General features: G+C 55.0%; 19 protein-coding genes. 14 read left to right on the top strand and 5 right to left on the bottom strand.

Annotated elements, in window-relative coordinates; translation table 11 throughout:
* Positions 1-2 precede the first annotated feature (2 nt).
* From KQJ19_RS06435 to KQJ19_RS06455, 5 genes are read left to right on the top strand one after another with little or no spacing between them, the layout of a single operon-like run.
* The gene (locus KQJ19_RS06435) at positions 3-1565 is read left to right on the top strand and encodes an ABC transporter substrate-binding protein (protein ID WP_216403444.1); all 1563 of its coding nucleotides are present in this window, start codon (positions 3-5) and stop codon (positions 1563-1565) included.
* Positions 1566-1609: 44 nt separating this feature from the next.
* Positions 1610-2632 (top strand): ABC transporter permease, encoded by a 1023-nt coding sequence (locus KQJ19_RS06440; RefSeq protein ID WP_216403445.1) that lies wholly within the window; start codon positions 1610-1612, stop codon positions 2630-2632.
* Positions 2629-3525, top strand: coding sequence for a D,D-dipeptide ABC transporter permease (ddpC, locus tag KQJ19_RS06445; protein WP_016156536.1), 897 nt, complete (start codon positions 2629-2631; stop codon positions 3523-3525). Before KQJ19_RS06440 ends, ddpC begins: the two co-directional genes overlap by 4 nt.
* On the top strand, positions 3522-4508 hold the full coding sequence (locus KQJ19_RS06450; protein ID WP_216403446.1) for an ABC transporter ATP-binding protein: 987 nt from the start codon (positions 3522-3524) through the stop codon (positions 4506-4508). Before ddpC ends, KQJ19_RS06450 begins: the two co-directional genes overlap by 4 nt.
* Positions 4501-5436: an ABC transporter ATP-binding protein gene (locus KQJ19_RS06455; RefSeq protein WP_131345767.1), complete on the top strand. Its 936-nt coding sequence runs from the start codon at positions 4501-4503 to the stop codon at positions 5434-5436. The genes KQJ19_RS06450 and KQJ19_RS06455 overlap by 8 nt, the downstream gene beginning before the upstream one ends.
* Before the next feature lie 28 nt (positions 5437-5464).
* Here KQJ19_RS06455 and KQJ19_RS06460 read toward each other — a convergent pair whose 3' ends face one another.
* Positions 5465-6355: a LysR family transcriptional regulator gene (locus tag KQJ19_RS06460; RefSeq protein ID WP_016153095.1), complete on the bottom strand. Its 891-nt coding sequence runs from the start codon at positions 6353-6355 to the stop codon at positions 5465-5467.
* A 142-nt stretch (positions 6356-6497) separates the two neighbouring features.
* On the opposite strand from KQJ19_RS06460, the gene KQJ19_RS06465 reads away from it, so the two are divergent.
* Genes KQJ19_RS06465 through KQJ19_RS06490 form a run of 6 tightly spaced genes read left to right on the top strand, consistent with a single transcriptional unit; the run spans position 6498 to position 12213 of the window.
* The gene (locus KQJ19_RS06465) at positions 6498-7205 is read left to right on the top strand and encodes a CoA transferase subunit A (protein ID WP_046276373.1); all 708 of its coding nucleotides are present in this window, start codon (positions 6498-6500) and stop codon (positions 7203-7205) included.
* Positions 7206-7207: 2 nt separating this feature from the next.
* A complete protein-coding gene (locus KQJ19_RS06470) occupies positions 7208-7864 on the top strand; it encodes a CoA transferase subunit B (protein WP_103847926.1) in 657 nt (218 codons plus the stop codon).
* Between the two features lie 10 nt (positions 7865-7874).
* Positions 7875-9080, top strand: coding sequence for an acetyl-CoA C-acetyltransferase (locus KQJ19_RS06475; RefSeq protein WP_216403447.1), 1206 nt, complete (start codon positions 7875-7877; stop codon positions 9078-9080).
* The gene (locus KQJ19_RS06480) at positions 9070-9993 is read left to right on the top strand and encodes a 3-hydroxyacyl-CoA dehydrogenase family protein (RefSeq protein WP_216403448.1); all 924 of its coding nucleotides are present in this window, start codon (positions 9070-9072) and stop codon (positions 9991-9993) included. Before KQJ19_RS06475 ends, KQJ19_RS06480 begins: the two co-directional genes overlap by 11 nt.
* 43 nt (positions 9994-10036) lie before the next feature.
* The gene (locus tag KQJ19_RS06485) at positions 10037-11431 is read left to right on the top strand and encodes a GntP family permease (RefSeq protein ID WP_196615732.1); all 1395 of its coding nucleotides are present in this window, start codon (positions 10037-10039) and stop codon (positions 11429-11431) included.
* A gap of 11 nt (positions 11432-11442) precedes the next feature.
* The gene (locus KQJ19_RS06490; RefSeq protein WP_149381797.1) at positions 11443-12213 is read left to right on the top strand and encodes a 3-hydroxybutyrate dehydrogenase; all 771 of its coding nucleotides are present in this window, start codon (positions 11443-11445) and stop codon (positions 12211-12213) included.
* A 47-nt stretch (positions 12214-12260) separates the two neighbouring features.
* Here the strand turns inward: KQJ19_RS06490 and KQJ19_RS06495 are convergent, their stop codons facing one another.
* Positions 12261-12692, bottom strand: coding sequence for an OsmC family protein (locus KQJ19_RS06495; protein ID WP_019076792.1), 432 nt, complete (start codon positions 12690-12692; stop codon positions 12261-12263).
* Positions 12693-12919: 227 nt separating this feature from the next.
* On the opposite strand from KQJ19_RS06495, the gene sra reads away from it, so the two are divergent.
* The 3 genes from sra to KQJ19_RS06510 all read left to right on the top strand — a co-directional run bounded on the left by sra (position 12920) and on the right by KQJ19_RS06510 (position 16962).
* Positions 12920-13060 carry a stationary-phase-induced ribosome-associated protein gene (gene sra, locus KQJ19_RS06500; protein WP_006684530.1) on the top strand — a complete coding sequence of 47 codons (141 nt, stop codon included), beginning with the start codon at positions 12920-12922 and terminating at the stop codon, positions 13058-13060.
* A 179-nt stretch (positions 13061-13239) separates the two neighbouring features.
* Positions 13240-14937, top strand: coding sequence for a malate dehydrogenase (gene maeA / locus KQJ19_RS06505; protein WP_016153104.1), 1698 nt, complete (start codon positions 13240-13242; stop codon positions 14935-14937).
* A 309-nt stretch (positions 14938-15246) separates the two neighbouring features.
* Positions 15247-16962, top strand: coding sequence for an ABC-F family ATP-binding cassette domain-containing protein (locus tag KQJ19_RS06510; RefSeq protein WP_216403449.1), 1716 nt, complete (start codon positions 15247-15249; stop codon positions 16960-16962).
* Positions 16963-17101: 139 nt separating this feature from the next.
* On the opposite strand, the gene fdnI is transcribed toward KQJ19_RS06510, so the two are convergent.
* Genes fdnI through fdnG form a run of 3 tightly spaced genes read right to left on the bottom strand, consistent with a single transcriptional unit; the run spans position 17102 to position 21696 of the window.
* Positions 17102-17758, bottom strand: a complete 657-nt coding sequence (gene fdnI, locus KQJ19_RS06515) for a formate dehydrogenase-N subunit gamma (RefSeq protein ID WP_016153106.1) — start codon at positions 17756-17758, stop codon at positions 17102-17104.
* The gene (gene fdnH, locus KQJ19_RS06520; protein WP_016153107.1) at positions 17751-18635 is read right to left on the bottom strand and encodes a formate dehydrogenase N subunit beta; all 885 of its coding nucleotides are present in this window, start codon (positions 18633-18635) and stop codon (positions 17751-17753) included. The genes fdnI and fdnH overlap by 8 nt, the downstream gene beginning before the upstream one ends.
* Positions 18636-18648: 13 nt before the next feature.
* Entirely contained in the window at positions 18649-21696 is a 3048-nt protein-coding gene (gene fdnG, locus KQJ19_RS06525) for a formate dehydrogenase-N subunit alpha (protein WP_094169740.1), read from the bottom strand.
* Positions 21697-21737: the final 41 nt, after the last annotated feature.

Consider the following 21737-nt stretch of genomic DNA (forward strand, 5'->3'; position numbering starts at 1 on the left):
TTATGAAGACTACACCTGCGTTAAACGCGTTTTTTCGCCCCGCTCTGATAGCCGTTGCGCTGGCGTTTGCCCTGCCCGCTGCGCAGGCCGCCGTTCCCAAAGATATGCTGGTGATCGGCAAAGCTGCCGATCCGCAGACGCTCGATCCCGCCGTGACCATCGATAACAACGACTGGACGGTCACCTATCCCTCTTATCAGCGGCTGGTTCAGTACAAAACGGATGGCGGTAAAGGTTCCACGGAAGTTGAAGGCGATTTGGCCAGCGGCTGGAAGGCCTCTGACGACCAGAAAGAGTGGACGTTTATCCTGAAAAACGATGCCAAATTCGCCGACGGAACGCCGGTGACGGCTGATGCGGTAAAGCAATCTTTTGAACGCCTGCTCAAAATCGGCCAGGGGCCTGCAGAAGCGTTCCCGAAAGATCTGAAGGTCGAGGCTATCGATAACAATACGGTGAAGTTTACCCTCAGCCAGCCATTTGCGCCGTTCCTGTATACGCTGGCCAATGACGGGGCCTCAATTATTAACCCGGCCGTCTTAAAAGAGCATGCCGCAGACGATGCCCGCGGATTCCTGGCGCAGAATACGGCAGGCTCTGGTCCCTTCATGCTCAAAAGCTGGCAAAAGGGACAGCAGTTGGTACTGGTTCCTAACCCATATTATGCCGGTGCAAAACCGGCGTTTAAGCGGGTTTCGGTAAAAATCATCGGTGAAAGCGCCTCTCGCCGTCTGCAATTGTCGCGGGGTGATATCGACATTGCCGATGCGCTTCCGGTCGATCAGCTTGCCACCTTAAAACAGGAAGGCAAAGTTAACGTGGCGGATTATCCCTCGTTGCGCGTGACCTATCTGTATCTGAATAACAGTAAAGCGCCGCTCAATCAGGTGGATTTACGCCGCGCCATCTCGTGGGCCACCGATTATAAAGGCATGGTAAACGGGATCCTGAGCGGCAACGGTAAGCAAATGCGAGGTCCGATCCCTGAAGGCATGTGGGGTTTTGACGACAAGGCCATGCAGTACAGTTTCGATGAAGCCAAAGCGAAAGCGGCGTGGGAGAAAGTTGCCACCAAACCTGACAGCCTGAGCTTCCTGTACTCGGATAATGACCCTAACTGGGAACCTATCGCGCTCGCGACCCAGGCAAGCCTTGGCAAACTGGGCATTAAGGTGAAGCTGGAAAAACTGGCTAACGCCACCATGCGTGACCGCGTGGGCAAAGGAGATTACGACATTGCCATTGGCAACTGGAGCCCTGATTTCGCCGATCCGTACATGTTTATGAACTACTGGTTTGAGTCAGATAAGAAAGGCTTGCCGGGTAACCGTTCGTTCTATGAAAACGGTGAGGTCGATAAGCTACTGCGTAGCGCGCTGGCCACGACCGATCAGGTTGCCAGAACCAATGACTACCAGCAGGCGCAAACTATCGTGATTGATGAAGCCGCCTACGTCTATTTATTCCAGAAAAACTATCAGTTGGCGATGAACAAAGACGTCAAAGGATTTGTATTCAACCCCATGCTGGAACAGGTCTTCAATATCTCCACCATGAGTAAATAAGCCACGTTAATGCGGAGCCGCTCTGGCTCCGCAAGGGGAAGCTAATGACGTTCTGGAGCATTTTACGCCAGCGATGCTGGGGACTTATTCTGGTGGTTATCGGTGTTTGCGTAATCACTTTTATTATTTCGCACCTGATACCTGGCGACCCCGCGCGGCTATTGGCGGGCGATCGCGCCAGTGATGAAATTGTCGAAAATATTCGCCAACAGTTGGGGCTGAACCAGCCGCTGTATGTCCAGTTTTTTCGCTATGTCAGCGACATTTTTCACGGCGATTTAGGCACCTCTATTCGCACCGGACGTCCGGTGCTGGATGAGCTGCGCATCTTCTTCCCCGCCACCCTTGAGCTGGCTTTCTGCTCCTTGTTGCTGGCGCTGGTTATCGGTATTCCTTTGGGCATTTTATCTGCGGTCTGGCGCAACCGCTGGCTTGATCACCTCGTTCGTCTGATGGCGATCACCGGTATCTCCACGCCAGCATTCTGGCTGGGGCTGGGGGTTATCGTGCTGTTTTATGGTCATCTGCAAATTTTACCCGGCGGTGGACGTTTAGACGACTGGCTGGATCCGCCAACTCACGTCACCGGGTTCTATCTGATTGATGCACTGCTGGAAGGCAATGGCGAAGTCTTTTTCAATGCGCTTCAGCACCTGATCCTGCCATCACTGACGCTGGCCTTTGTGCACCTGGGGATCGTTGCCCGCCAGATTCGCTCCGCCATGCTGGAGCAACTGAGTGAAGATTACATTCGCACCGCTCATGCCAGCGGGTTGCCGGGCTGGTACATCGTGTTGTGTTACGCGTTGCCAAATGCGCTTATCCCCTCGATAACCGTTCTCGGCCTGGCATTGGGCGATCTGCTCTACGGTGCGGTGCTGACTGAAACGGTCTTCGCCTGGCCGGGAATGGGCGCCTGGGTGGTGACGTCGATTCAGGCGCTCGACTTCCCGGCGGTAATGGGATTTGCCGTGGTGGTCTCTTTCGCCTATGTGCTGGTTAACCTAGTGGTGGATTTACTCTACTTGTGGATCGATCCACGAATTGGACGCGGAGACGCACAATGATGCTCACACAAGAAACGCCAGCCGCGCCTCAGACAACACGCCGTCGCACGGACTGGGCTAAACTGTTCTGGATGATGAAAAGCAGCCCGCTGACGCTGGTTGGCGGGGTCATCATTGTGTTGATACTGCTGCTGATGGTGCTGTCGCCGTGGATAACCCCTCACGACCCTAATGCCATCAATTTGAGTGCACGCCTGCTGCCCCCGTCAGCCGCTCACTGGTTTGGTACCGATGAAGTCGGCCGCGATCTATTCAGCCGCGTTCTGGTGGGTAGCCAACAATCGGTCGTTGCGGGGCTGGTCGTGGTGGGTATCGCCGGGGGATTGGGTTCGCTGCTGGGCTGTTTGTCTGGCGTCATGGGCGGACGCGCCGATGCAATTATTATGCGAATAATGGACATTATGCTGTCCATTCCCTCGCTGGTGCTGACGATGGCGCTGGCCGCCGCGTTGGGTCCAAGCCTGTTTAACGCCATGCTGGCGATTGCTATCGTACGTATTCCGTTTTATGTGCGCCTCGCACGCGGTCAAACGTTAGTAGTGCGCCAGTTTACCTATGTGCAGGCGGCGCGGACCTACGGCGCATCACGCTGGCATCTGATTAGCTGGCACATTTTACGTAACTCTCTGCCCCCGCTAATTGTGCAAGCGTCGCTGGATATCGGCAGTGCGATCCTGATGGCCGCCACGCTCGGATTTATCGGTCTGGGCGCACAGCAACCCAGCGCTGAATGGGGAGCGATGGTCGCAATAGGCCGTAATTATGTGCTTGATCAGTGGTGGTATTGCGCTTTCCCCGGCGCCGCCATTCTGATTACCGCCGTGGGCTTTAATCTCTTTGGCGATGGTATTCGCGATCTGCTTGACCCGAAAGCCGGAGGAAAACAGTCATGACACAACCTGTGCTGGAAATCGAAGATTTGCATTTGAGTTTTCCCGGCTATAAAGCTGACGTGCATGCGCTTAACCATGTATCGCTGCATATCAACCGCGGAGAAATCGTTGGCGTGGTTGGTGAGTCCGGTTCCGGTAAGTCCGTGACGGCCATGCTCACCATGCGTCTGCTGCCGGAAGGCAGTTATCATATCCACCAGGGACGCGTTTCGCTGCTGGGGGAAGATGTGCTCAATGCCAGCGAGAAGCAAATGCGCCAATGGCGCGGCGCACGCGTAGCGATGATCTTTCAGGAACCCATGACGGCGCTGAATCCGACCCGACGCATCGGTCAGCAAATGGTGGAGGTTATCCGCCATCATCAGGCATTAAGCCGCACGGATGCCCGTCAGAAAGCCATCGCTTTACTCCAGGAGATGCAAATCCCGGACGCGGCGGAAGTCATGAAGCGTTTCCCGTTTGAGCTTTCCGGCGGGATGCGCCAGCGCGTAATGATAGCGCTGGCCTTTTCGTGTGAACCGGAGCTTATTATTGCCGATGAACCGACCACCGCTCTGGACGTCACGGTGCAACTGCAGGTGCTGCGTTTGCTGAAGTTAAAAGCGCGAGCCAGCGGGACAGCCGTGTTATTTATCAGCCATGATATGGCGGTGGTTTCACAGTTATGCGACCGGTTGTACGTCATGTATGCCGGAAGCGTGATTGAGAGTGGCCCAACGCAAACCGTTATTCAACGCCCGACGCATCCCTATTCCATTGGTCTGCTGAAATGCGCGCCGGAGCACGGCGCGCCGCGCGCATTGCTGCCCGCCATTCCCGGCACCGTGCCGAACTTAACCTGCTTACCGACGGGATGCGCGTTTCGCGAGCGCTGCTTTGCCGCTGGCCCCCGTTGTGAAGAAACACCTGCGTTACGCAGTCAGGGAGGCGGGGATCAACAATCTGCCTGCTGGTATCCGCAACTGGAGACAACACATGTCTGATTTTTTACTGGCGCTGCAGAATGTTCATGTCAACTTCCCTGCGCGTAAAAACTGGCTCGGCAAGGTAACGGAACGGGTGCATGCCCTCAATGGTCTGGATTTACAGATCCGTCAGGGGGAAACGCTGGGGATTGTTGGCGAGTCCGGTTGTGGAAAAAGTACGCTGGCGCAACTGCTGATGGGGATGCTGAAACCCAGTCAGGGCAGCTATGCGCGCCGTGATGACAAGCAGCATACCGGTATGCAAATGGTCTTTCAGGATCCCCTTTCATCGCTGGATCCGCGCTTACCGGTATGGCGGATTATCACCGAACCGGTGTGGATCCAAAAACGTCCTGCAGAACGTGAGCGCCGTATGCTTGCTGAAGATTTGGCGCGACAAGTGGGAATTCGTCCTGAATATCTCGACCGCCTGCCGCATGCGTTTTCCGGTGGACAGCGCCAGCGTATTGCCATCGCCCGGGCGTTGTCATCAGAGCCGGACGTGATTGTGCTCGATGAACCTACTTCGGCGCTGGATATCTCCGTGCAGGCGCAAATTCTCAATCTGCTGGTGTCATTGCAGGCGCGCAGAAACCTGACCTACGTGCTGATCTCGCACAACGTGTCGGTGGTCCGCCATATGAGCGACCGCGTGGCGGTGATGTACCTCGGGCAAATTGTTGAGCTGGGCGATGCGCAGCAGGTACTCACGCAGCCCGCCCATCCCTACACGCGATTATTGCTGGATTCGGTCCCTAAAACGGGAGCACCGCTGGCGGAGGATTTGGTGTTACGGAAAACCGAACTACCGGGGAACCGAACGCTGCCCCAGGGTTGTTTTTTCCGTGACAGGTGCCCACTGGCAACCAGCGGCTGTGAGAAGAAACAGGCATTGCTGAAAAGTGATAGCGGTGGTGAAGTTCGCTGCTGGCGGGCGGTTGCATGAGCTGAGCAGTTGGCGTATTGCGTGAGAGTCAGGTGCAATACGCCTTTTTCAGTGAATCCACCAGCACTTCAGAAGCGGTAGATAACTTATGATGCGCCGAACGCAAAACGCCGATCCGACGCTGGATCACCGGCGTATCCAGATCGATACAGGTTGCGCCCAGCTCTGTCATTTGCGTACGGCACAATGCGGGCACGGCGCTGCCGCCCAGTCCGCTCGCCACCAGGCGACCAACCGTCACCAGTTGATGGCTCTCCAGCGCCACTTCCAGCGTATGCCCACTTTGCACCAGCTGTTCTTCCAGCATCAGGCGCACGGCAGAAGGACGTTGCAGGGTGATAAAATCCAGCGTCAGTAACTCGCGCCACGCAATACGATCCCGGCCCGCCAGTTTGCATGTCGGCGGAACAATCGCGATAAAACGATCCACGCCGAGCGGGGTGAAATGCAGATGTCCTGAAGAGTCCGGCTCAAAGGCAATGCCCATCTCCACCCGCCCTTCACTGACCATCTCAATCACTTGTTCGTTAATCACGTCATGTACCGTTACGTTGATCCCGGAGTAGGAATCACGAAACGTTTTCAGTACCGATGGCAGGACGTTAGCGGCGAATGAGGGCATGGCGGCAATAGAGATTTTCCCGCGCTGCAGCGTAAAGCGCTGACGCATTGCCTCTTCCGTATTCTCCCAGTCCGCCAGCAGTTGTCGCCCCATGTTGAGCAGCGTTTCTCCCTCCTGCGTCAGGGTCACTTTGCGGGTGGTTCTCAACAGTAACGCCCCGCCCAGTGAATCCTCCAGTCCTTTAATCGCCAGGCTTAAAGCGGGTTGCGACATATTCAGTCTTTCACTGGCATGAGCAAAATTCAGAGTGTGAGCTACCGCTAAAAACGCGCGTAACTGTTTGATGCTCATTCCCATTTCGCATTCCTTTAACTTGTTGAATACCTTTAATTAACATTAAATTGATAAAAAAACCCAATGAGTGAGTCACAAATTTAAAATTAACAAATCATTTTTCACCCCCAATGATGTCGGCAAGGACAACAGGAGGGGCAAGTGTATGGCTGGACTGGATAAACGGGTTGCCACCTATCAAGAGGCGCTGGCAGGACTGACCGATAACATGACGCTGCTGGCGGGCGGTTTTGGCTTATGTGGGATCCCTGAGAACCTGATTGCCGAAGTACGCCGTCGGGAGGTTCAGGGGCTTACGGTTGTGTCAAACAACTGCGGCGTGGATGGTTTTGGCCTTGGCGTTCTGCTGGAAACGCGCCAGGTACGCAAAGTGGTCGCATCTTATGTAGGTGAAAACGCCCTGTTTGAGCAGCAGGTTCTCAGCGGTGAACTGGAAGCTATCCTGACGCCGCAAGGCACGCTGGCTGAGCAGCTGCGCGCGGGCGGCGCGGGGATCCCGGCATTCTTTACCGCGACCGGATACGGAACCCCGGTCGCGCAAGGGAAAGAAGTTCGCGAGTTTGCCGGACGCCCTTACATCTTAGAGCAGGCGATAACCGGTGATTTTGCGTTGGTTAAAGGCTGGAAAGCCGACTGGTACGGCAACGTTATTTATCGCCACACTGCACAAAATTTTAATCCGCTGATGGCCGCCGCTGGGCGTATTACCGTCGTGGAAGTTGAAGAAATTGTCCCTCCCGGAGAGCTGGACCCCGCCGCAATTCACACCCCCGGAATTTACGTTAACCGCATTATCCAGGGGCAGTTTGAAAAACGTATTGAACAACGCACCCTGCGCCAGAAAGGAGCCTGACCATGTTAACGCGTGAACAAATGGCGATGCGTGTCGCCCGCGAGCTGCGAGACGGTTATTACGTCAACCTTGGGATTGGTATTCCTACTCTGGTGGCGAACTACATTCCTGAAGGCATGGACGTAATGCTGCAATCGGAAAACGGCTTGCTGGGTATGGGCCCGTTTCCCACGGAAGATGAAATTGATGCTGACATGATCAACGCCGGGAAACAGACCGTGACGGCGCGCAAAGGCGCGGCAATCTTCGACTCGGCGCAATCCTTCGCCATGATCCGCGGCGGTCACGTCGACCTGACGGTGCTCGGCGCGTTTGAAGTGGATGTTAACGGCAATATCGCCTCATGGATGATCCCCGGAAAAATGGTGAAAGGCATGGGCGGCGCGATGGATTTGGTTGCCGGAGCCGACAACATCATCGTGGTGATGACGCATGCCTCTAAAAGCGGCGAGTCGAAACTGCTTCCCGCCTGCACCCTGCCGCTGACCGGCGTGGCCTGTATTAAACGTGTGCTTACCGATCTGGCGTTGCTGGAGATTGCCGACGGGGCGTTCATTCTGCGCGAGCGAGCGCCGGGCATCAGCGTCGATGAAATTGTCTCCAGAACTGCCGGCAAGCTGATTGTTCCCGAAAATGTCCCCGAAATGCACTTTAGCTGAGGAGCTGACCATGCAGGATGTTGTTATTGTCGCGGCAACGCGCACCCCAATTGGCAGTTTTCATGGCGCGCTGGCTCCGCTTTCCGCGGTTGAACTAGGTTCAGTAGTGATCCGTTCGCTGCTGGAAAAAACCGCCGTGGTACCTGCGCAAATTGACGAAGTGATCTTCGGCCAGGTTCTGACGGCAGGCTGCGGCCAGAACCCTGCCAGGCAAACAGCGTTACGCGCAGGACTGCCGGTCACCACGCCCGCGTTAACCCTGAATCTGGTGTGCGGCTCGGGTATGAAGGCTGTGCATCAGGCGGTCCAGGCGATTCGCTGCGGCGATGCGCAAATTGTGATTGCCGGTGGGCAGGAGAGCATGAGCAATGCGCCCTATTTCCTCGACGGCGCCCGGGCGGGACTGCGGCTCGGTCATGCCAGCATGAAAGACAGCGTGGTGCATGACGGTCTGTGGGATGCGTTTAACGACTATCACATGGGGATTACCGCGGAAAATCTGGCGGATAAGTTCGTGATCGGTCGCGAGCAGCAGGACGCCTTTGCACTGCGCTCACAGCAAAAAGCAGCCGCCGCCATTGAAGCCGGTCGTTTTAGCGCGGAAATCACGCCAGTCAGCGTCCCGCAGGGCAAAAAACCGCCGCGTGTCGTGGATCGTGACGAACAGCCTCGTCCGGATACGCAGGCTGAAAAGCTGGCGCAGCTCAAACCAGCGTTTCGCCCAGGTAACGGCACGGTGACCGCCGGGAATGCCTCTTCAATCAACGATGGCGCCGCCGCGGTGATGTTGATGAGCGCCGCCAAAGCAGCAGAACTCAATCTGCCGGTTCTTGCCAGAGTGGCGGGCTACGCTGTCTCCGGCGTCGACCCTGCGATTATGGGCATTGGGCCGGTAGAGGCATCACTTCAGTGCCTGAAGCGAGCTGGCTGGACGTTGAATGATGTCGATCTCATTGAAGCCAACGAAGCCTTTGCCGCGCAAGCGCTGGCGGTTGGCGAATCCCTGAACTGGGACAGCAATCGGGTGAACGTAAACGGCGGCGCGATTGCGCTGGGCCATCCCATTGGGGCGTCAGGTTGCCGAATTCTGGTGACTTTGCTGCACGAAATGGCCCGCCGTAACGCCGCCAAAGGGTTGGCTACGCTGTGCGTAGGCGGCGGTCAGGGGGTGGCGCTGGCGGTTGAGCGCCCGCAGGAGGTATCTCATGAAAACTAAGCATATCAGCGTACTGGGCGCGGGTTTAATGGGTGTTGGTATTGCCACCCACTTCGTCCGTTATGGTCACGATGTCTGGCTGTACGACACCGATAGCAACCGTATTGCAGACATTGGCGCAGTTGCCAGCGGTATTCTGGATGAACTGATTGCCACCGAACAGTTTCCTAAAAACGACAAAGAACAGGCTGTGAGTCGTCTGCATGGCACTACCTCGCTGCACGATATTGCCGCGTGCGGGTTACTGATCGAAGCCATCCCGGAGCGACTCGAACTCAAGCACGCGTTGTATGCACAACTGGAAGCACTGATCGCGCCTGAGGCCGTCATTGCCAGTAACACCAGCGGCCTGCCGCCGGATGCGCTGGCAGAAAAGCTCGCCCATCCTGAGCGGTTGTTAATCGCCCATTTCTGGCACCCGCCGCATTTTATTCCACTGGTTGAGATTGTACCCGGCACGGCCACGAAGCCGGAATATCTGCAGGAGCTGCAACAACTGCTGCTTTCGATGCAACTGGAAGCCGTCGTGCTCGACCGCGCCGCGCCGGGGTTTGTCGGTAATCGCCTGCAGTTTGCTCTGCTGCGTGAAGCGTTGCATATCGTAAAAAGCGGGATCGCCAGCGCAGAGGTGGTGGATCAGGTAATGCGCGCCTCGCTCGGTCGTCGCTATGCGATGGTCGGTCCGCTGGAGGCGGCGGATATGACCGGACTTTCTACGGTACAGGACATTTGTCAGCATCTGCTACCGGAGCTGGCAACCGGGATCGACATGATGTCTCTGGTCGCTGACAAGGTGGCTAACGGTGATACCGGTTTGCGCAGCGGTCAGGGATTTTATCGCTGGGATGATTCGCGCAAGGAATATATCCAGCAACGCAGAGAGCATCAGCTGCGCTTTGCCCTGAAACCGTAACTTCTCTTTCTGTACCCCACTATAACAATGATATTGAGGAGTCATGATGAGTGTATTAATCGCCCTGGCAGCGTTGGGCCTGCTGATGCTGGCAGCCTATCGCGGATATAGCGTCATCCTGTTTGCCCCCATCGCGGCATTAGGTGCTGTATTGCTCACCGAACCCAGCGCCGTCGGCCCTGCCTTCACCGGCCTGTTTATGGAAAAAATGGTCGGTTTTGTGAAGCTTTACTTCCCGGTGTTCTTACTGGGCGCTGTGTTTGGCAAGTTAATCGAGTTATCGGGTTTTTCTCGATCCATCGTTGCCGCCGCCATCAACATTCTCGGGCGTCGTCACGCCATCCCTGTGATTGTGCTGGTGTGTGCACTGTTGACCTACGGCGGCGTATCGCTGTTCGTGGTGGCATTTGCGGTATATCCGTTTGCGGCGGAGCTGTTCCGTCAGAGTAATATTCCGAAGCGCCTGATCCCGGCCACCGTTGCGCTGGGCGCGTTTTCCTTCACCATGGACGCTCTGCCAGGCACGCCGCAGATCCAGAACATTATTCCGACCAGCTTCTTTGGAACTAACGCCTGGGCCGCGCCCTGGCTGGGTTTGATCGGCTCTCTGTTTATCATCGTTGTCGGTCTGGTTTATCTCGAGCGCCAGCGTCGTAAAGCGCAGGCAAAGAATGAAGGGTATGGCACTGAACTGTTAAACGAGCCGGAAACGCCGGATAACATTAACCTGCCGAACCCGATAATTGCTATCTCTCCGCTGATCCTGGTTGGCGTTTTTAACCTACTGTTTACCCACTGGATCCCGCAATGGTATGGCGCTACGCATCAACTGGAACTTCCGGGCCTTGCCAAACCGATTACCACCGAAGTCGGTAAAATCACCGCTATCTGGGCGGTAGAAGCGGCGCTGATTTCTGGGATCCTGCTGGTGGTGCTCTTCGGCTATCGCAACATTAAAGGTCGCCTGGCGGAAGGGAGCCGAACGGCGGTTGGCGGCGCGATCCTCGCGGCCATGAACACCGCATCAGAATACGGTTTTGGCGCAGTGATCGCCGCCCTGCCAGGTTTCCTTGTGCTGTCAAAAGCGCTGGCAGCCATTCCCGACCCGCTGCTCAATGAGGCTATCAGCATCACTACGCTTGCCGGGATCACCGGTTCAGCGTCTGGCGGGATGAGTATTGCCCTCGCCGCCATGTCTGACACTTTTATTGCCGCCGCCCATGCCGCCAATATTCCCCTCGAGGTCTTCCACCGCGTGGCGTCAATGGCCAGTGGTGGTATGGATACCCTGCCACATAACGGTGCGGTCATTACCCTGCTGGCCATAACCGGTCTTAGCCATCGTCAGGCGTACGGCGGGATATTCGCCATTACCGTAATTAAAAGTCTGGCCGTGCTGTTTGTTATCGGCGTCTTCTACACCACCGGAATTGTTTAAGGAGAATCATCATGAACTTAACGGGAAAAACCGCTCTGATTACCGGCTCTACCAGCGGTATTGGATTAGGCATCGCACAGGTGCTGGCGCAAGCGGGCGCTACCCTGATCCTTAACGGATTTGGTGATGTGGAAGCCGCCAAAGATGCCATTGCGCAGTATGGCAAAACGCCGGGCTATCATGGCGCGGACCTGAGCGATGAAGCGCAAATTGCCGACATGATGCGCTATGCCGATAGCGAATTTGGCGGTGTGGATATTCTGGTCAACAATGCCGGGATCCAGCATGTTTCACCAGTGGAGACCTTCCCGGTTGATAAATGGAACGCGATTATCGCCATTAACCTCTCTTCTGTCTTTCACACCACGCGCCTGGCGCTTCCCGGCATGCGTACGCGTAACTGGGGACGCATCATCAATATCGCTTCTGTTCATGGCCTGGTGGCCTCAAAAGAGAAATCCGCCTATGTGGCGGCGAAGCACGGCGTGGTGGGATTAACCAAAACCATTGCGCTGGAGACCGCGCAGACGGGTATTACCTGCAATGCGCTGTGCCCCGGTTGGGTGCTTACGCCGTTGGTCCAGCAGCAAATCGATAAACGTATTGCCGAAGGCGCTGAGCCTGACGCCGCGCGTGACGCCCTGCTGGCGGAAAAACAGCCGTCGCGCGAATTCGTCACGCCGCAACAGTTGGGTGAGCTTGCGCTATTTTTGTGCTCAGACGGGGCGTCGCAGGTGCGTGGTGTGGCGTGGAATATGGATGGCGGCTGGGTGGCGCAATAAAGATATCTGGTGCCGGATAAGACCCCGTCGCATCCGGCACACCTTCTTTACGATTTTAACTGATAATCCAGCGTGATTTCCGCGTTCAGTACCTGTGATACCGGGCAGCCGGCTTTTGCTTTCTGGATGATGCCGTCAAACGTGGCGGCATCTATCCCCGGGACGCTCACCTGACTGTGTAGCGCGACTTTGGTGATAGCAAATCCGGCATCCACTTTATCCAGAGAAACATCGGCAGTGGTATCAATGGCATCTGGGGTAAAACCCGCTTCGCCCAGCATGAGCGAAAGCGCCATTGAGAAGCAGGCTGCATGCGCCGCGCCAATCAACTCTTCAGGATTGGTGCCTTTCGCCCCTTCAAATCGGGTATTAAACCCATACGGTTGCTGATTCAACACCCCACTTTCGGTCGACACGGTACCTTTACCGCGCTTAATGTCGCCTTCCCAGTGTGCCTGACCTTTCTTATGGATAGTCATTACCGCTCTCCTGTGTTGTCGTTGGAGTTACAAGTATAGGACGGCTGAGAAAAAGCATGGCACATACGGGATAGTTCTCATTTGCCGCTTAAGCATTGACCTTTCAGCTGAAATGACCGACCATCCAGAAAGCCGCTATTTTCAACATCGGCTTTCTATCAGGTTGTATTTCGTCCGTTCTCATACGGACTCGCCCTTGAAACCAGTAACAGGATTAAGGAGTTAGAATGAAATCGAACCGTCAGGCCCGTCATATTCTCGGACTGGACCACAAAATCTCAAACCAACGCAAAGTCGTGACCGAAGGTGACAAAACCAACGTGGTCAATAATCCTACCGGAAGAAAGCGCCGCGCTGACGGCAAATAGCCTTTCGCACGTCTGACTGAATAACGAGATAAACACCATTGCAACCGCAGTGGTGTTTTTGCTTATAAAACCCCTTAACCCATTCACAATGCTTTATACTTCGGCCGTTTCCCTGGCGGACAGGCCACATACGATCATAAAGAGTGCCAGGGACGGTTATTCAAAAAAGAGTGAGTGACATGGAAAACGAAACTAAAAAACTGCGTTCCCTTTACATCCCCTACGCTGGCCCGGTTCTGCTGGAATTCCCTTTACTGAATAAAGGGAGTGCTTTCAGTGCGGAAGAACGCCGTAACTTCAACCTGCTGGGGTTACTGCCAGAAGTGGTCGAGACGATTGAAGAACAGGCTGAACGCGCCTGGATCCAATATCAGGGATTCAAAACCGAAATCGATAAACATATTTACCTGCGCAACATCCAGGACACCAACGAAACCCTGTTTTACCGGCTGGTGCATAATCACCTTGATGAGATGATGCCGGTTATCTATACCCCAACGGTCGGCGCGGCCTGTGAGCGTTTCTCCGAGATTTATCGTCGCGCGCGCGGCGTGTTTATCTCTTATCAGAACCGCCACAATATGGACGATATCCTGCAAAACGTTCCTAACCACAATATCAAGGTCATCGTTGTCACCGATGGGGAACGTATTTTGGGTCTTGGCGATCAGGGGATCGGCGGGATGGGTATTCCAATTGGTAAACTGTCGCTGTATACCGCGTGTGGTGGGATCAGCCCGGCCTACACCCTGCCGGTGGTACTGGACGTCGGAACCAACAACCAGCAACTGCTCAACGATCCGCTGTATATGGGCTGGCGTAATCCGCGTATCACCGATGATGAATACTACGAATTTGTCGATGAATTCATCCAGGCCGTGAAGCATCGCTGGCCGGACGTGCTGTTGCAGTTTGAAGACTTCGCACAGAAAAACGCCATGCCGCTGTTGACCCGCTATCGCGATGAAATTTGCTCGTTTAACGACGATATTCAGGGTACCGCTGCGGTGACCGTTGGCACGCTGATTGCGGCCAGCCGTGCTGCCGGTAGCCAGTTAAGCGAACAGAACATTGTCTTCCTCGGGGCAGGTTCCGCCGGTTGCGGAATTGCCGAGCAGATCATCGCGCAAATCCAGCGTGAAGGTTTAAGCGAAGAAGCGGCGCGTCAACGCGTGTTTATGGTCGATCGCTTCGGCCTGTTAACCGATAAGATGCCGAACCTGCTCTCTTTCCAGACCAAACTGGTGCAAAAACGCGAAAATCTGCAGCACTGGGATACGCAAGAAGATGTGCTGTCGTTACTCGATGTGGTACGCAACGTTAAGCCGGACATCCTGATTGGTGTTTCCGGACAGACCGGCCTGTTTACCGAAGAGATCATTCGCGAAATGCATAAGCATTGCCCGCGTCCGATCGTCATGCCGCTGTCTAACCCGACTTCCCGCGTAGAAGCCACGCCACAGGATATTATCGCCTGGACCGAGGGTAACGCGCTGGTTGCGACCGGTAGCCCGTTCGCACCGGTACTGTGGAAAGAGAAAATCTATCCCATTGCCCAATGTAACAACGCCTATATCTTCCCGGGTATTGGTCTGGGGGTAATTGCCTCTGGCGCATCGCGTATCACTGATGAAATGCTGATGTCAGCCAGTGAAACACTGGCGCAGTATTCACCGCTGGTGCTCAACGGCGAAGGACTGGTGTTACCTGAGCTGAAAGATATTCAGACCGTTTCCCGCGCCATCGCGTTTGCCGTCGGTAAAATGGCCCAGCAGCAAGGCGTGGCGGTGAAAACCTCCGCCGAAGCGCTGCAACAGGCGATTGACGATAATTTCTGGCAGGCAGAATACCGCGACTACCGTCGTACCTCTATCTGACGGTTTGCCCGGCGGCACGTTGCTGCCGGGCGCTCAGAACTTGCGCGACTGCGTGACTTACGATTACACTTTCACCATCGATTAACATTTGGAAAATAATAAGGAGGATACTTATGCTGTACTGTGAACGTTTTATCGTTTCACATGCTTTTGGCGATCGCCAGTGCTCAAGCGTTATCGGTATCGTGCTGCGATAACTTCTGCTTGAGCGAAGCTAACTTCTAAATCCCCTTCTCTCGGGCTTACCGGGTTATCGTCAGCGATGTTTGACGAGGCGTTTTTACGCCTGTAACTCTTGAGTAAGCAACAATGAGCACATTACTAACCGCACAATCCTTACACGTTGATACGGCATTCGGCACGCTATTCGACGATCTTTCCTTTACCCTGAAAAAAGGCGACCGCATCGGGCTTATCGGTTACAACGGCTGCGGCAAAAGCACGCTGTTAAAACTGCTCGATGGCACAATTTCGCCGACCAGTGGGGTTATCGCGCAGGCAAATCACTGCCATCTCGCCCGTGTAGAACAACATCTGCCTGACGAAATACTGCCGCTCACGCTGCAGGAAGCCGTTCTGGCTCAACTGCCCGAGCATGAACGCGCAGGTCAGCAGTGGCGAGTTGAAGCACTGCTCGCCGAAATGGGGTTCACGCCGGAGAATTTATCTCTGACAGCACACACGCTGAGCGGCGGCCAACACACGCGTCTGTTATTGGCGCGGGCGCTGATGCGAAACCCTGACCTGCTGCTGCTGGATGAGCCAGGTAACCACCTGGACTTGCCAACATTACTGTGGCTGGAACAGTTCTTACAAAACTGGTCTGGCAGTTTTGTGGTGGTTTCCCACGACCCGCAGCTGTTAGACGCGGTGACTCACGGAACCTGGATCCTGCGCGATCAAACTCTCCATGCCTTCGATCTGCCCTGTAGCGCGGCGCGTCAGGCCCTGGCAGAAAGAGACATCAGCGATGCTCTGCGCCATAAGGCTGAGCAAAAGGAGATAGACCGGGTGACCGCCAGCGCCAAACGGCTGGCTACCTGGGGGCGGGTCTACGACAACGAAGATCTTTCCCGCAAGGCCAAGCAGATGGAAAAGCAGGTACAGCGCCTGAAAGAGGTACAGACTGAAGTGACGTCAGGAAGTCAGTGGACACTAACATTGCAGGGAGATGCCCTGCGTGCGGATCGTTTGCTGGAGATGACTAATCTGTCCGTGGCCCCTGCTCCCGACGCCGATACGCTGTTTTCCATTGCCGGTCTCCGGTTAAAAAGCGGCGATCGCGTGGCGATTGTCGGGCGCAACGGTTGCGGGAAATCATCGTTGTTAAGGCTTATCTGGCAACAGTTTCACTCACAACTGGCATCACCTTCACTGGTGTTGCACCCGCGCGTTACGTTGGGGTATTACGACCAGACGCTGCACCAACTCGCAGATAACGATTCGTTATTTGACGCGCTGGAGCCGTTTGCTCCGCAGCCTGATATCCGCAAAATGGCGCTGATTAGCGCGGGTTTTCCGTGGGTTCGTCACGCGCAGCGGATCAGTTCCCTAAGCGGCGGCGAGCGCTCCCGGCTGCTGTTTGTTGGGCTAACGCTTGCGCGCTACAGCCTGCTGATGCTCGATGAACCGACCAACCATCTGGATCTGGAAGGTAAAGAGGCGTTGGCAGAAACGCTGCAAAGCTATAACGGCGGCGTGTTGTTGGTCAGTCACGACCGTCAGCTTATCAGCCAAAGCTGTAACCGGTTTTGGTTGATCGACCACGGCGAACTCAGTGAATGGCACGATCTGGACGCGGTCAATGCGCGTATTCGGGAAACATCCTCGGAGATAACCGTTCCCAAAACGGAGGTCGATGCAAAAGACGAAATAAGCGGTGACAGCGATGGATTGCTGGAACAACTTCTTGAGCTGGAGCAGCGTCTGGCTGACGATCTTGCCCGCAAGCCGAAACATCAAAAGCCGCTGTTACAGGCGCAATGGCGTGAGGAGATTGAGCGCCTGAACTCACAACTGGAGTAAACCGTATTGCCGGATGGCAGGCCTACATCAGCAAAATGCGCGTGTAGGCCCGTCATCCGGCTTATCGAAATATGACGTTTTTTTGGCAAAAAAATGGCGCTACTGGTGTAGCGCCATTACGATCAGGGCACGTCAGGAGTTAGTTAACCCCTTCCTCGCTCTCTTTTTTCGCTTCTTGTCGTTCAACTTCGCGATACCAGCGTGGGTGATGTTTCTTCGCCCAGCGACGGCTCACTTTCCCTTCGACCATGCCTTTAATCGATCCTTTCACCCAGAATGCCATATACATGTGGATGAGGATGGCGTGCATCAGGATAATCCCCGCAGCCGCATGGATAAGCAGGCTATAGCGCACGACCTGCATCGGGAAGAACTGCGCAAAGTACGGACGCCAGATAATGATGCCGGTGATCAGCAGCACGAAAATCATGCTCATGATCGACCAGAACATCATTTTCTGCCCGGCATTGTACTTACCCACGTCCGCCACTTTGTGTTCATTGCCTTTCAGCACTTCCACAATGTTTTTCAGCCACGGGATATCTTTTTTATCCGGGATGTTGTGGTGAACAAAGCGTACAAACATGAACATCAGCGCCACGAAGATCAGCAGTCCGAAGAACGGGTGCAAAATGCGCCCCATCTGCGGCGTACCGAAGGTCTGCGTCAGCCATTGCAGAGTCGGGAAGAAAAACGAAATCCCCGACAACGCCACCAGGAAGAAGCAGATCACCACCGTCCAGTGACAGGCGCGGTCGATAAACTTCGTGCGCACAATCATTTTCGACTTACTCATGATGATCCTCCTCGTCGTCGTCCACTTCCTTATTCGGACCGATACCAATGTAGTGGTAAATCAGTCCGGCGAAGGTGGCGATAAATCCGGCAGCGGCCAGCGGTTTCAGCGCCCCTTTCCACAGATTGATAGAGGTATCGATCTGCGGTTCTTTCGGCAGGCCGTGATACAACTCCGGCTGGTTGGCATGATGCAGAACGTACATCACGTGCGTGCCACCCACACCTTCCGGGTTGTAGAGACCGGCATGTTCATAACCACGTGCTTTCAGTTTTGCCACTCGCTGTTCGCCCATTTCCAGCATTTCCTGCTTGGTACCGAAATGGATTGCCCCGGTCGGACAGGTCTTCACGCAGGCAGGTTCCTGCCCGACGCTGACGCGGTCCACACACAGCGTACATTTATACACGCGGTTATCCTCTTTATTGAGGCGCGGAATATTAAATGGACACCCGGCAATACAGTAGCCGCAGCCAATGCAGTGCTCTGACTGAAAATCAACAATCCCGTTGGCGTACTGGATGATAGCCCCGGCAGACGGGCATGCCTTCAGGCAGCCCGGATCTTCACAGTGCATACAGCCGTCTTTACGAATCAACCACTCGAGCTTGCCGTTCTGTTCGGTTTCGGTAAACCGCATCACCGTCCAGGACTTGGCGCTAAGATCGGCAGGGTTGTCATACACCCCGACGCAGTGGCCGACTTCATCGCGGATATCATTCCACTCTGAACATGCCACCTGACAGGCCTTACAGCCTATGCAGGTGGAAACGTCGATCAGCTTTGCGACCTCAGCTTTGTAATCACGGGCCTGAGGCGGCGGCGTGATGGCGTTTGTTGCGGACCGTTTGATGATGTCCTGCGTTTCCATAGACATATGTTCGCCTCCCTTACGCCTTCTCGATGTTAACTAAAAACGCTTTGTATTCCGGCGTTTGCGAGTTTGCATCACCGACATTCGGCGTCAGGGTGTTGGCGATATAGCCTTTACGCGCGACTCCTTCAAAGCCCCAGTGGATCGGGATCCCAACCGTTTCAACCTGCTGACCGTTGACGTGCAGAGTACGCAGACGACGGGTAACCACGGCAACTGCGCGAATAAATCCACGCTTGCTGCTAACTTTGACGTGATCGCCGTTGGAGATCCCCTTCGCTGCCGCCAGCGTTTCGCTGATTTCCACAAACTGCTCTGGCTGGGCAATCGCATTCAGCAATGCGTGCTTGGTCCAGGTATGGAAATGTTCGGTCAGACGATAGGTCGTTCCGACATACGGGAAGTCCTGTTTCGTGCCCATGCGTAACTTATCCGCTTCGTACAGACGCGCTGCCGGGTTGGAGATCACGTTCGGATGCAGCGGGTTCGTACCCAGCGGCGTTTCCATCGGCTCGTAGTGTTCCGGGAACGGACCTTCCGCCATCTTATCGATAGCGAACAGACGGCCCAGCCCTTCCGGCTGCATAATAAACGGATTGGTGCCACTGCCCGGTGCTGCGGTGTTGAAGTCCGGGATATCGTTCCCCGTCCACTTCGTGCCGTTCCACTGGATCAGCATGCGTTTTGGATCCCATGGTTTACCTTGCGGGTCCGCCGAAGCGCGGTTATACAACACGCGACGGTTTAACGGCCATGCCCAGGCCCAGCCCAGCGTATTACCGAGACCTGACGGGTCGGCGTTATCGCGATTGGCCATCTGGTTGCCCTGCTCGGTCCAGCTACCGGTATAAATCCAGCAGGACGATGACGTGGAACCATCATCGCGCAGAAGCGCAAAGCTGCTGAGTAACTGGCCTTTCTTCGCAACCAGCACACCGTTGGCATCATAGAGGTCTTCCAGCGCATAGCCGTTGTTCTCTTTTGCCACTTCCTCGGAGTGCGGTTCATCCGGCTGCTTATAGTTCCAGCTCATTTTCAGCACGGGTTCAACGGCTTTACCACCTTCAGTGCGATACATGTCGCGCAGACGGTGATAAATACCTGCCAGAATTTCGCCGTCGTTGCGGGCTTCACCCGGGGCATCCTGACCTTTCCAGTGCCACTGCAGCCAGCGACCGGAGTTGGCGATGGAGCCGTCCTCTTCCGCAAAGCAGGTGGATGGCAAACGGAAGACTTCGGTCTGAATAGAAGCCGGATCAACGTCGTTTGATTCGCCGTGGTTCTGCCAGAACGTAGAGGTTTCGGTCACCAGCGGATCGATAATCACCAGATACTTCAGTTTGCTCAGGCACTGCACCACTTTGTTTTTGTCCGGGAAGGACGCGACCGGGTTAAAGCCCTGACAGATGTAGCCGGTGACTTTCCCGCTATCCATCATGTTGAAGTATTTGATGACGTCGTAGGACTGATCCCACTTCGGCAACCACTCAAAGCCCCAGTCGTTTTCTTTCTGCGCCGCATTGCCGTAGAAAGATTTCATCAGGCTGACGAAGAATTTTGGGTAGTTGCCCCAGTAGTTCACCTGATCGGCCAACGTCGCTTTTGGCGTGTTAGCGGCCAGATAGGTTTGCAGATCGGCCTGTTTCTCTGACGGCAGCGTCAGGTAGCCTGGCAGACTGGTAGAGAGCAGCCCTAAGTCGGTTAAACCCTGAATGTTGGAGTGACCGCGTAAAGCGTTGACCCCGCCACCTGCCATCCCCATGTTGCCGAGCAGCAACTGGATCATGGCCATGGTACGGATGTTCTGCGCCCCTACGGTATGCTGTGTCCAGCCCAGCGCATACAGGAACGTGGTGGTGCGATCCGCTGCGCTGGTGGAAGCCAGCACTTCGCACACTTTCAGGAAGTCTTCTTTTGGCGTACCGCAGATGTTTTCCACCACATCCGGCGTGTAGCGGGAAACGTGCTGTTTTAGCAGATTCCAGACACAGCGAGGATGGCTTAACGTTTCATCGCGTTTCGCGTAGCCGTTTTCATCGAACTGGTAGTTCCAGGACGATTTATCGTATTGGCGTTTTTTCGCGTCGTAACCGCTGAACAGACCGTCTTCAAAAGCAAAATCATCACGCACCAGCAGGCTAGCGTTGGTGTAATGCTTAACGTATTCAGCGTTGATTTTGTTGTTTTCAATCAGATACAGCAAGACGCCGGACAGGAACGTAATGTCCGTGCCGGAACGAATTGGCGCGTAAATATCCGCTACCGAGGCTGTACGTGTAAAACGGGGGTCAACAACAATTAGCGTGGCATCATTGTTGTTTTTAGCTTCCATCGCCCAGCGGAATCCCACCGGATGTGCTTCAGCGGCGTTACCGCCCATCACCATCACGACGTTGGCGTTTTTAATATCAACCCAGTGGTTGGTCATCGCACCGCGACCAAATGTTGGAGCAAGACTTGCTACCGTTGGTCCGTGTCAGACGCGCGCCTGGTTGTCTACTGCCAGCATGCCGAGTGAGCGCACAAATTTTTGCGTCAGCATGCCGGTTTCATTACTTGCCGCAGATGCACACAGCATCCCAGTAGAAAGCCAGCGGTTTACCGTTACGCCCTGCTCATTCTTCTCAATAAAGTTGGCGTCGCGGTCAGTTTTCATCAGCTTCGCGATACGGGTGAAAGCCTCATCCCAGCTGATACGCTGCCATTTGTCGGAGCCTGGAGCGCGATATTCCGGGTAACGCAGACGGTTTTCACTGTGCACGTAATCCAGTAATCCTGCGCCCTTAGGGCATAATGCCCCACGGCTCACCGGATGATCCGGATCCCCTTCAATATGGTAAATCGACTCTTTGGCGTTTTTTGCTCCATCTCCCAGGCTATACATTAATAGCCCGCAACCTACGGAACAGTATGTGCAGGTGTTTCGGATCTCTTTGGCGCGCAACAGCTTATAGTTTCGCGCCTGAGCCAGTGCCATTTTGGGTGCAAAACCCAGAGCGGCTACTGTTGTTCCCGCCATACCGCCCGCGCAGATTTTAAAAAATTGTCTGCGGCTGACGTCCATTGCTTTCCTCTTTTTTGCAGGGATTCGTACAGGAAATCTCT

Source organism: Citrobacter sp. S46_ASV_140, assembly GCF_018919545.1.
In the GTDB taxonomy this organism is placed as follows: Bacteria; Pseudomonadota; Gammaproteobacteria; order Enterobacterales; family Enterobacteriaceae; genus Citrobacter; species Citrobacter braakii.

Excerpts from the sequence above, each read along its gene's own strand:
- KQJ19_RS06435 (WP_216403444.1), top strand. The coding sequence starts at position 3 with ATGAAGACTACACCTGCGTTAAACGCGTTTTTTCGCCCCGCTCTGATA.
- KQJ19_RS06440 (WP_216403445.1), top strand. The coding sequence starts at position 1,610 with ATGACGTTCTGGAGCATTTTACGCCAGCGATGCTGGGGACTTATTCTG.
- ddpC (WP_016156536.1), top strand. The coding sequence starts at position 2,629 with ATGATGCTCACACAAGAAACGCCAGCCGCGCCTCAGACAACACGCCGT.
- KQJ19_RS06450 (WP_216403446.1), top strand. The coding sequence starts at position 3,522 with ATGACACAACCTGTGCTGGAAATCGAAGATTTGCATTTGAGTTTTCCC.
- KQJ19_RS06455 (WP_131345767.1), top strand. The coding sequence starts at position 4,501 with ATGTCTGATTTTTTACTGGCGCTGCAGAATGTTCATGTCAACTTCCCT.
- KQJ19_RS06460 (WP_016153095.1), bottom strand. The coding sequence starts at position 6,355 with ATGGGAATGAGCATCAAACAGTTACGCGCGTTTTTAGCGGTAGCTCAC.
- KQJ19_RS06465 (WP_046276373.1), top strand. The coding sequence starts at position 6,498 with ATGGCTGGACTGGATAAACGGGTTGCCACCTATCAAGAGGCGCTGGCA.
- KQJ19_RS06470 (WP_103847926.1), top strand. The coding sequence starts at position 7,208 with ATGTTAACGCGTGAACAAATGGCGATGCGTGTCGCCCGCGAGCTGCGA.
- KQJ19_RS06475 (WP_216403447.1), top strand. The coding sequence starts at position 7,875 with ATGCAGGATGTTGTTATTGTCGCGGCAACGCGCACCCCAATTGGCAGT.
- KQJ19_RS06480 (WP_216403448.1), top strand. The coding sequence starts at position 9,070 with ATGAAAACTAAGCATATCAGCGTACTGGGCGCGGGTTTAATGGGTGTT.
- KQJ19_RS06485 (WP_196615732.1), top strand. The coding sequence starts at position 10,037 with ATGATGAGTGTATTAATCGCCCTGGCAGCGTTGGGCCTGCTGATGCTG.
- KQJ19_RS06490 (WP_149381797.1), top strand. The coding sequence starts at position 11,443 with ATGAACTTAACGGGAAAAACCGCTCTGATTACCGGCTCTACCAGCGGT.
- KQJ19_RS06495 (WP_019076792.1), bottom strand. The coding sequence starts at position 12,692 with ATGACTATCCATAAGAAAGGTCAGGCACACTGGGAAGGCGACATTAAG.
- sra (WP_006684530.1), top strand. The coding sequence starts at position 12,920 with ATGAAATCGAACCGTCAGGCCCGTCATATTCTCGGACTGGACCACAAA.
- maeA (WP_016153104.1), top strand. The coding sequence starts at position 13,240 with ATGGAAAACGAAACTAAAAAACTGCGTTCCCTTTACATCCCCTACGCT.
- KQJ19_RS06510 (WP_216403449.1), top strand. The coding sequence starts at position 15,247 with ATGAGCACATTACTAACCGCACAATCCTTACACGTTGATACGGCATTC.
- fdnI (WP_016153106.1), bottom strand. The coding sequence starts at position 17,758 with ATGAGTAAGTCGAAAATGATTGTGCGCACGAAGTTTATCGACCGCGCC.
- fdnH (WP_016153107.1), bottom strand. The coding sequence starts at position 18,635 with ATGTCTATGGAAACGCAGGACATCATCAAACGGTCCGCAACAAACGCC.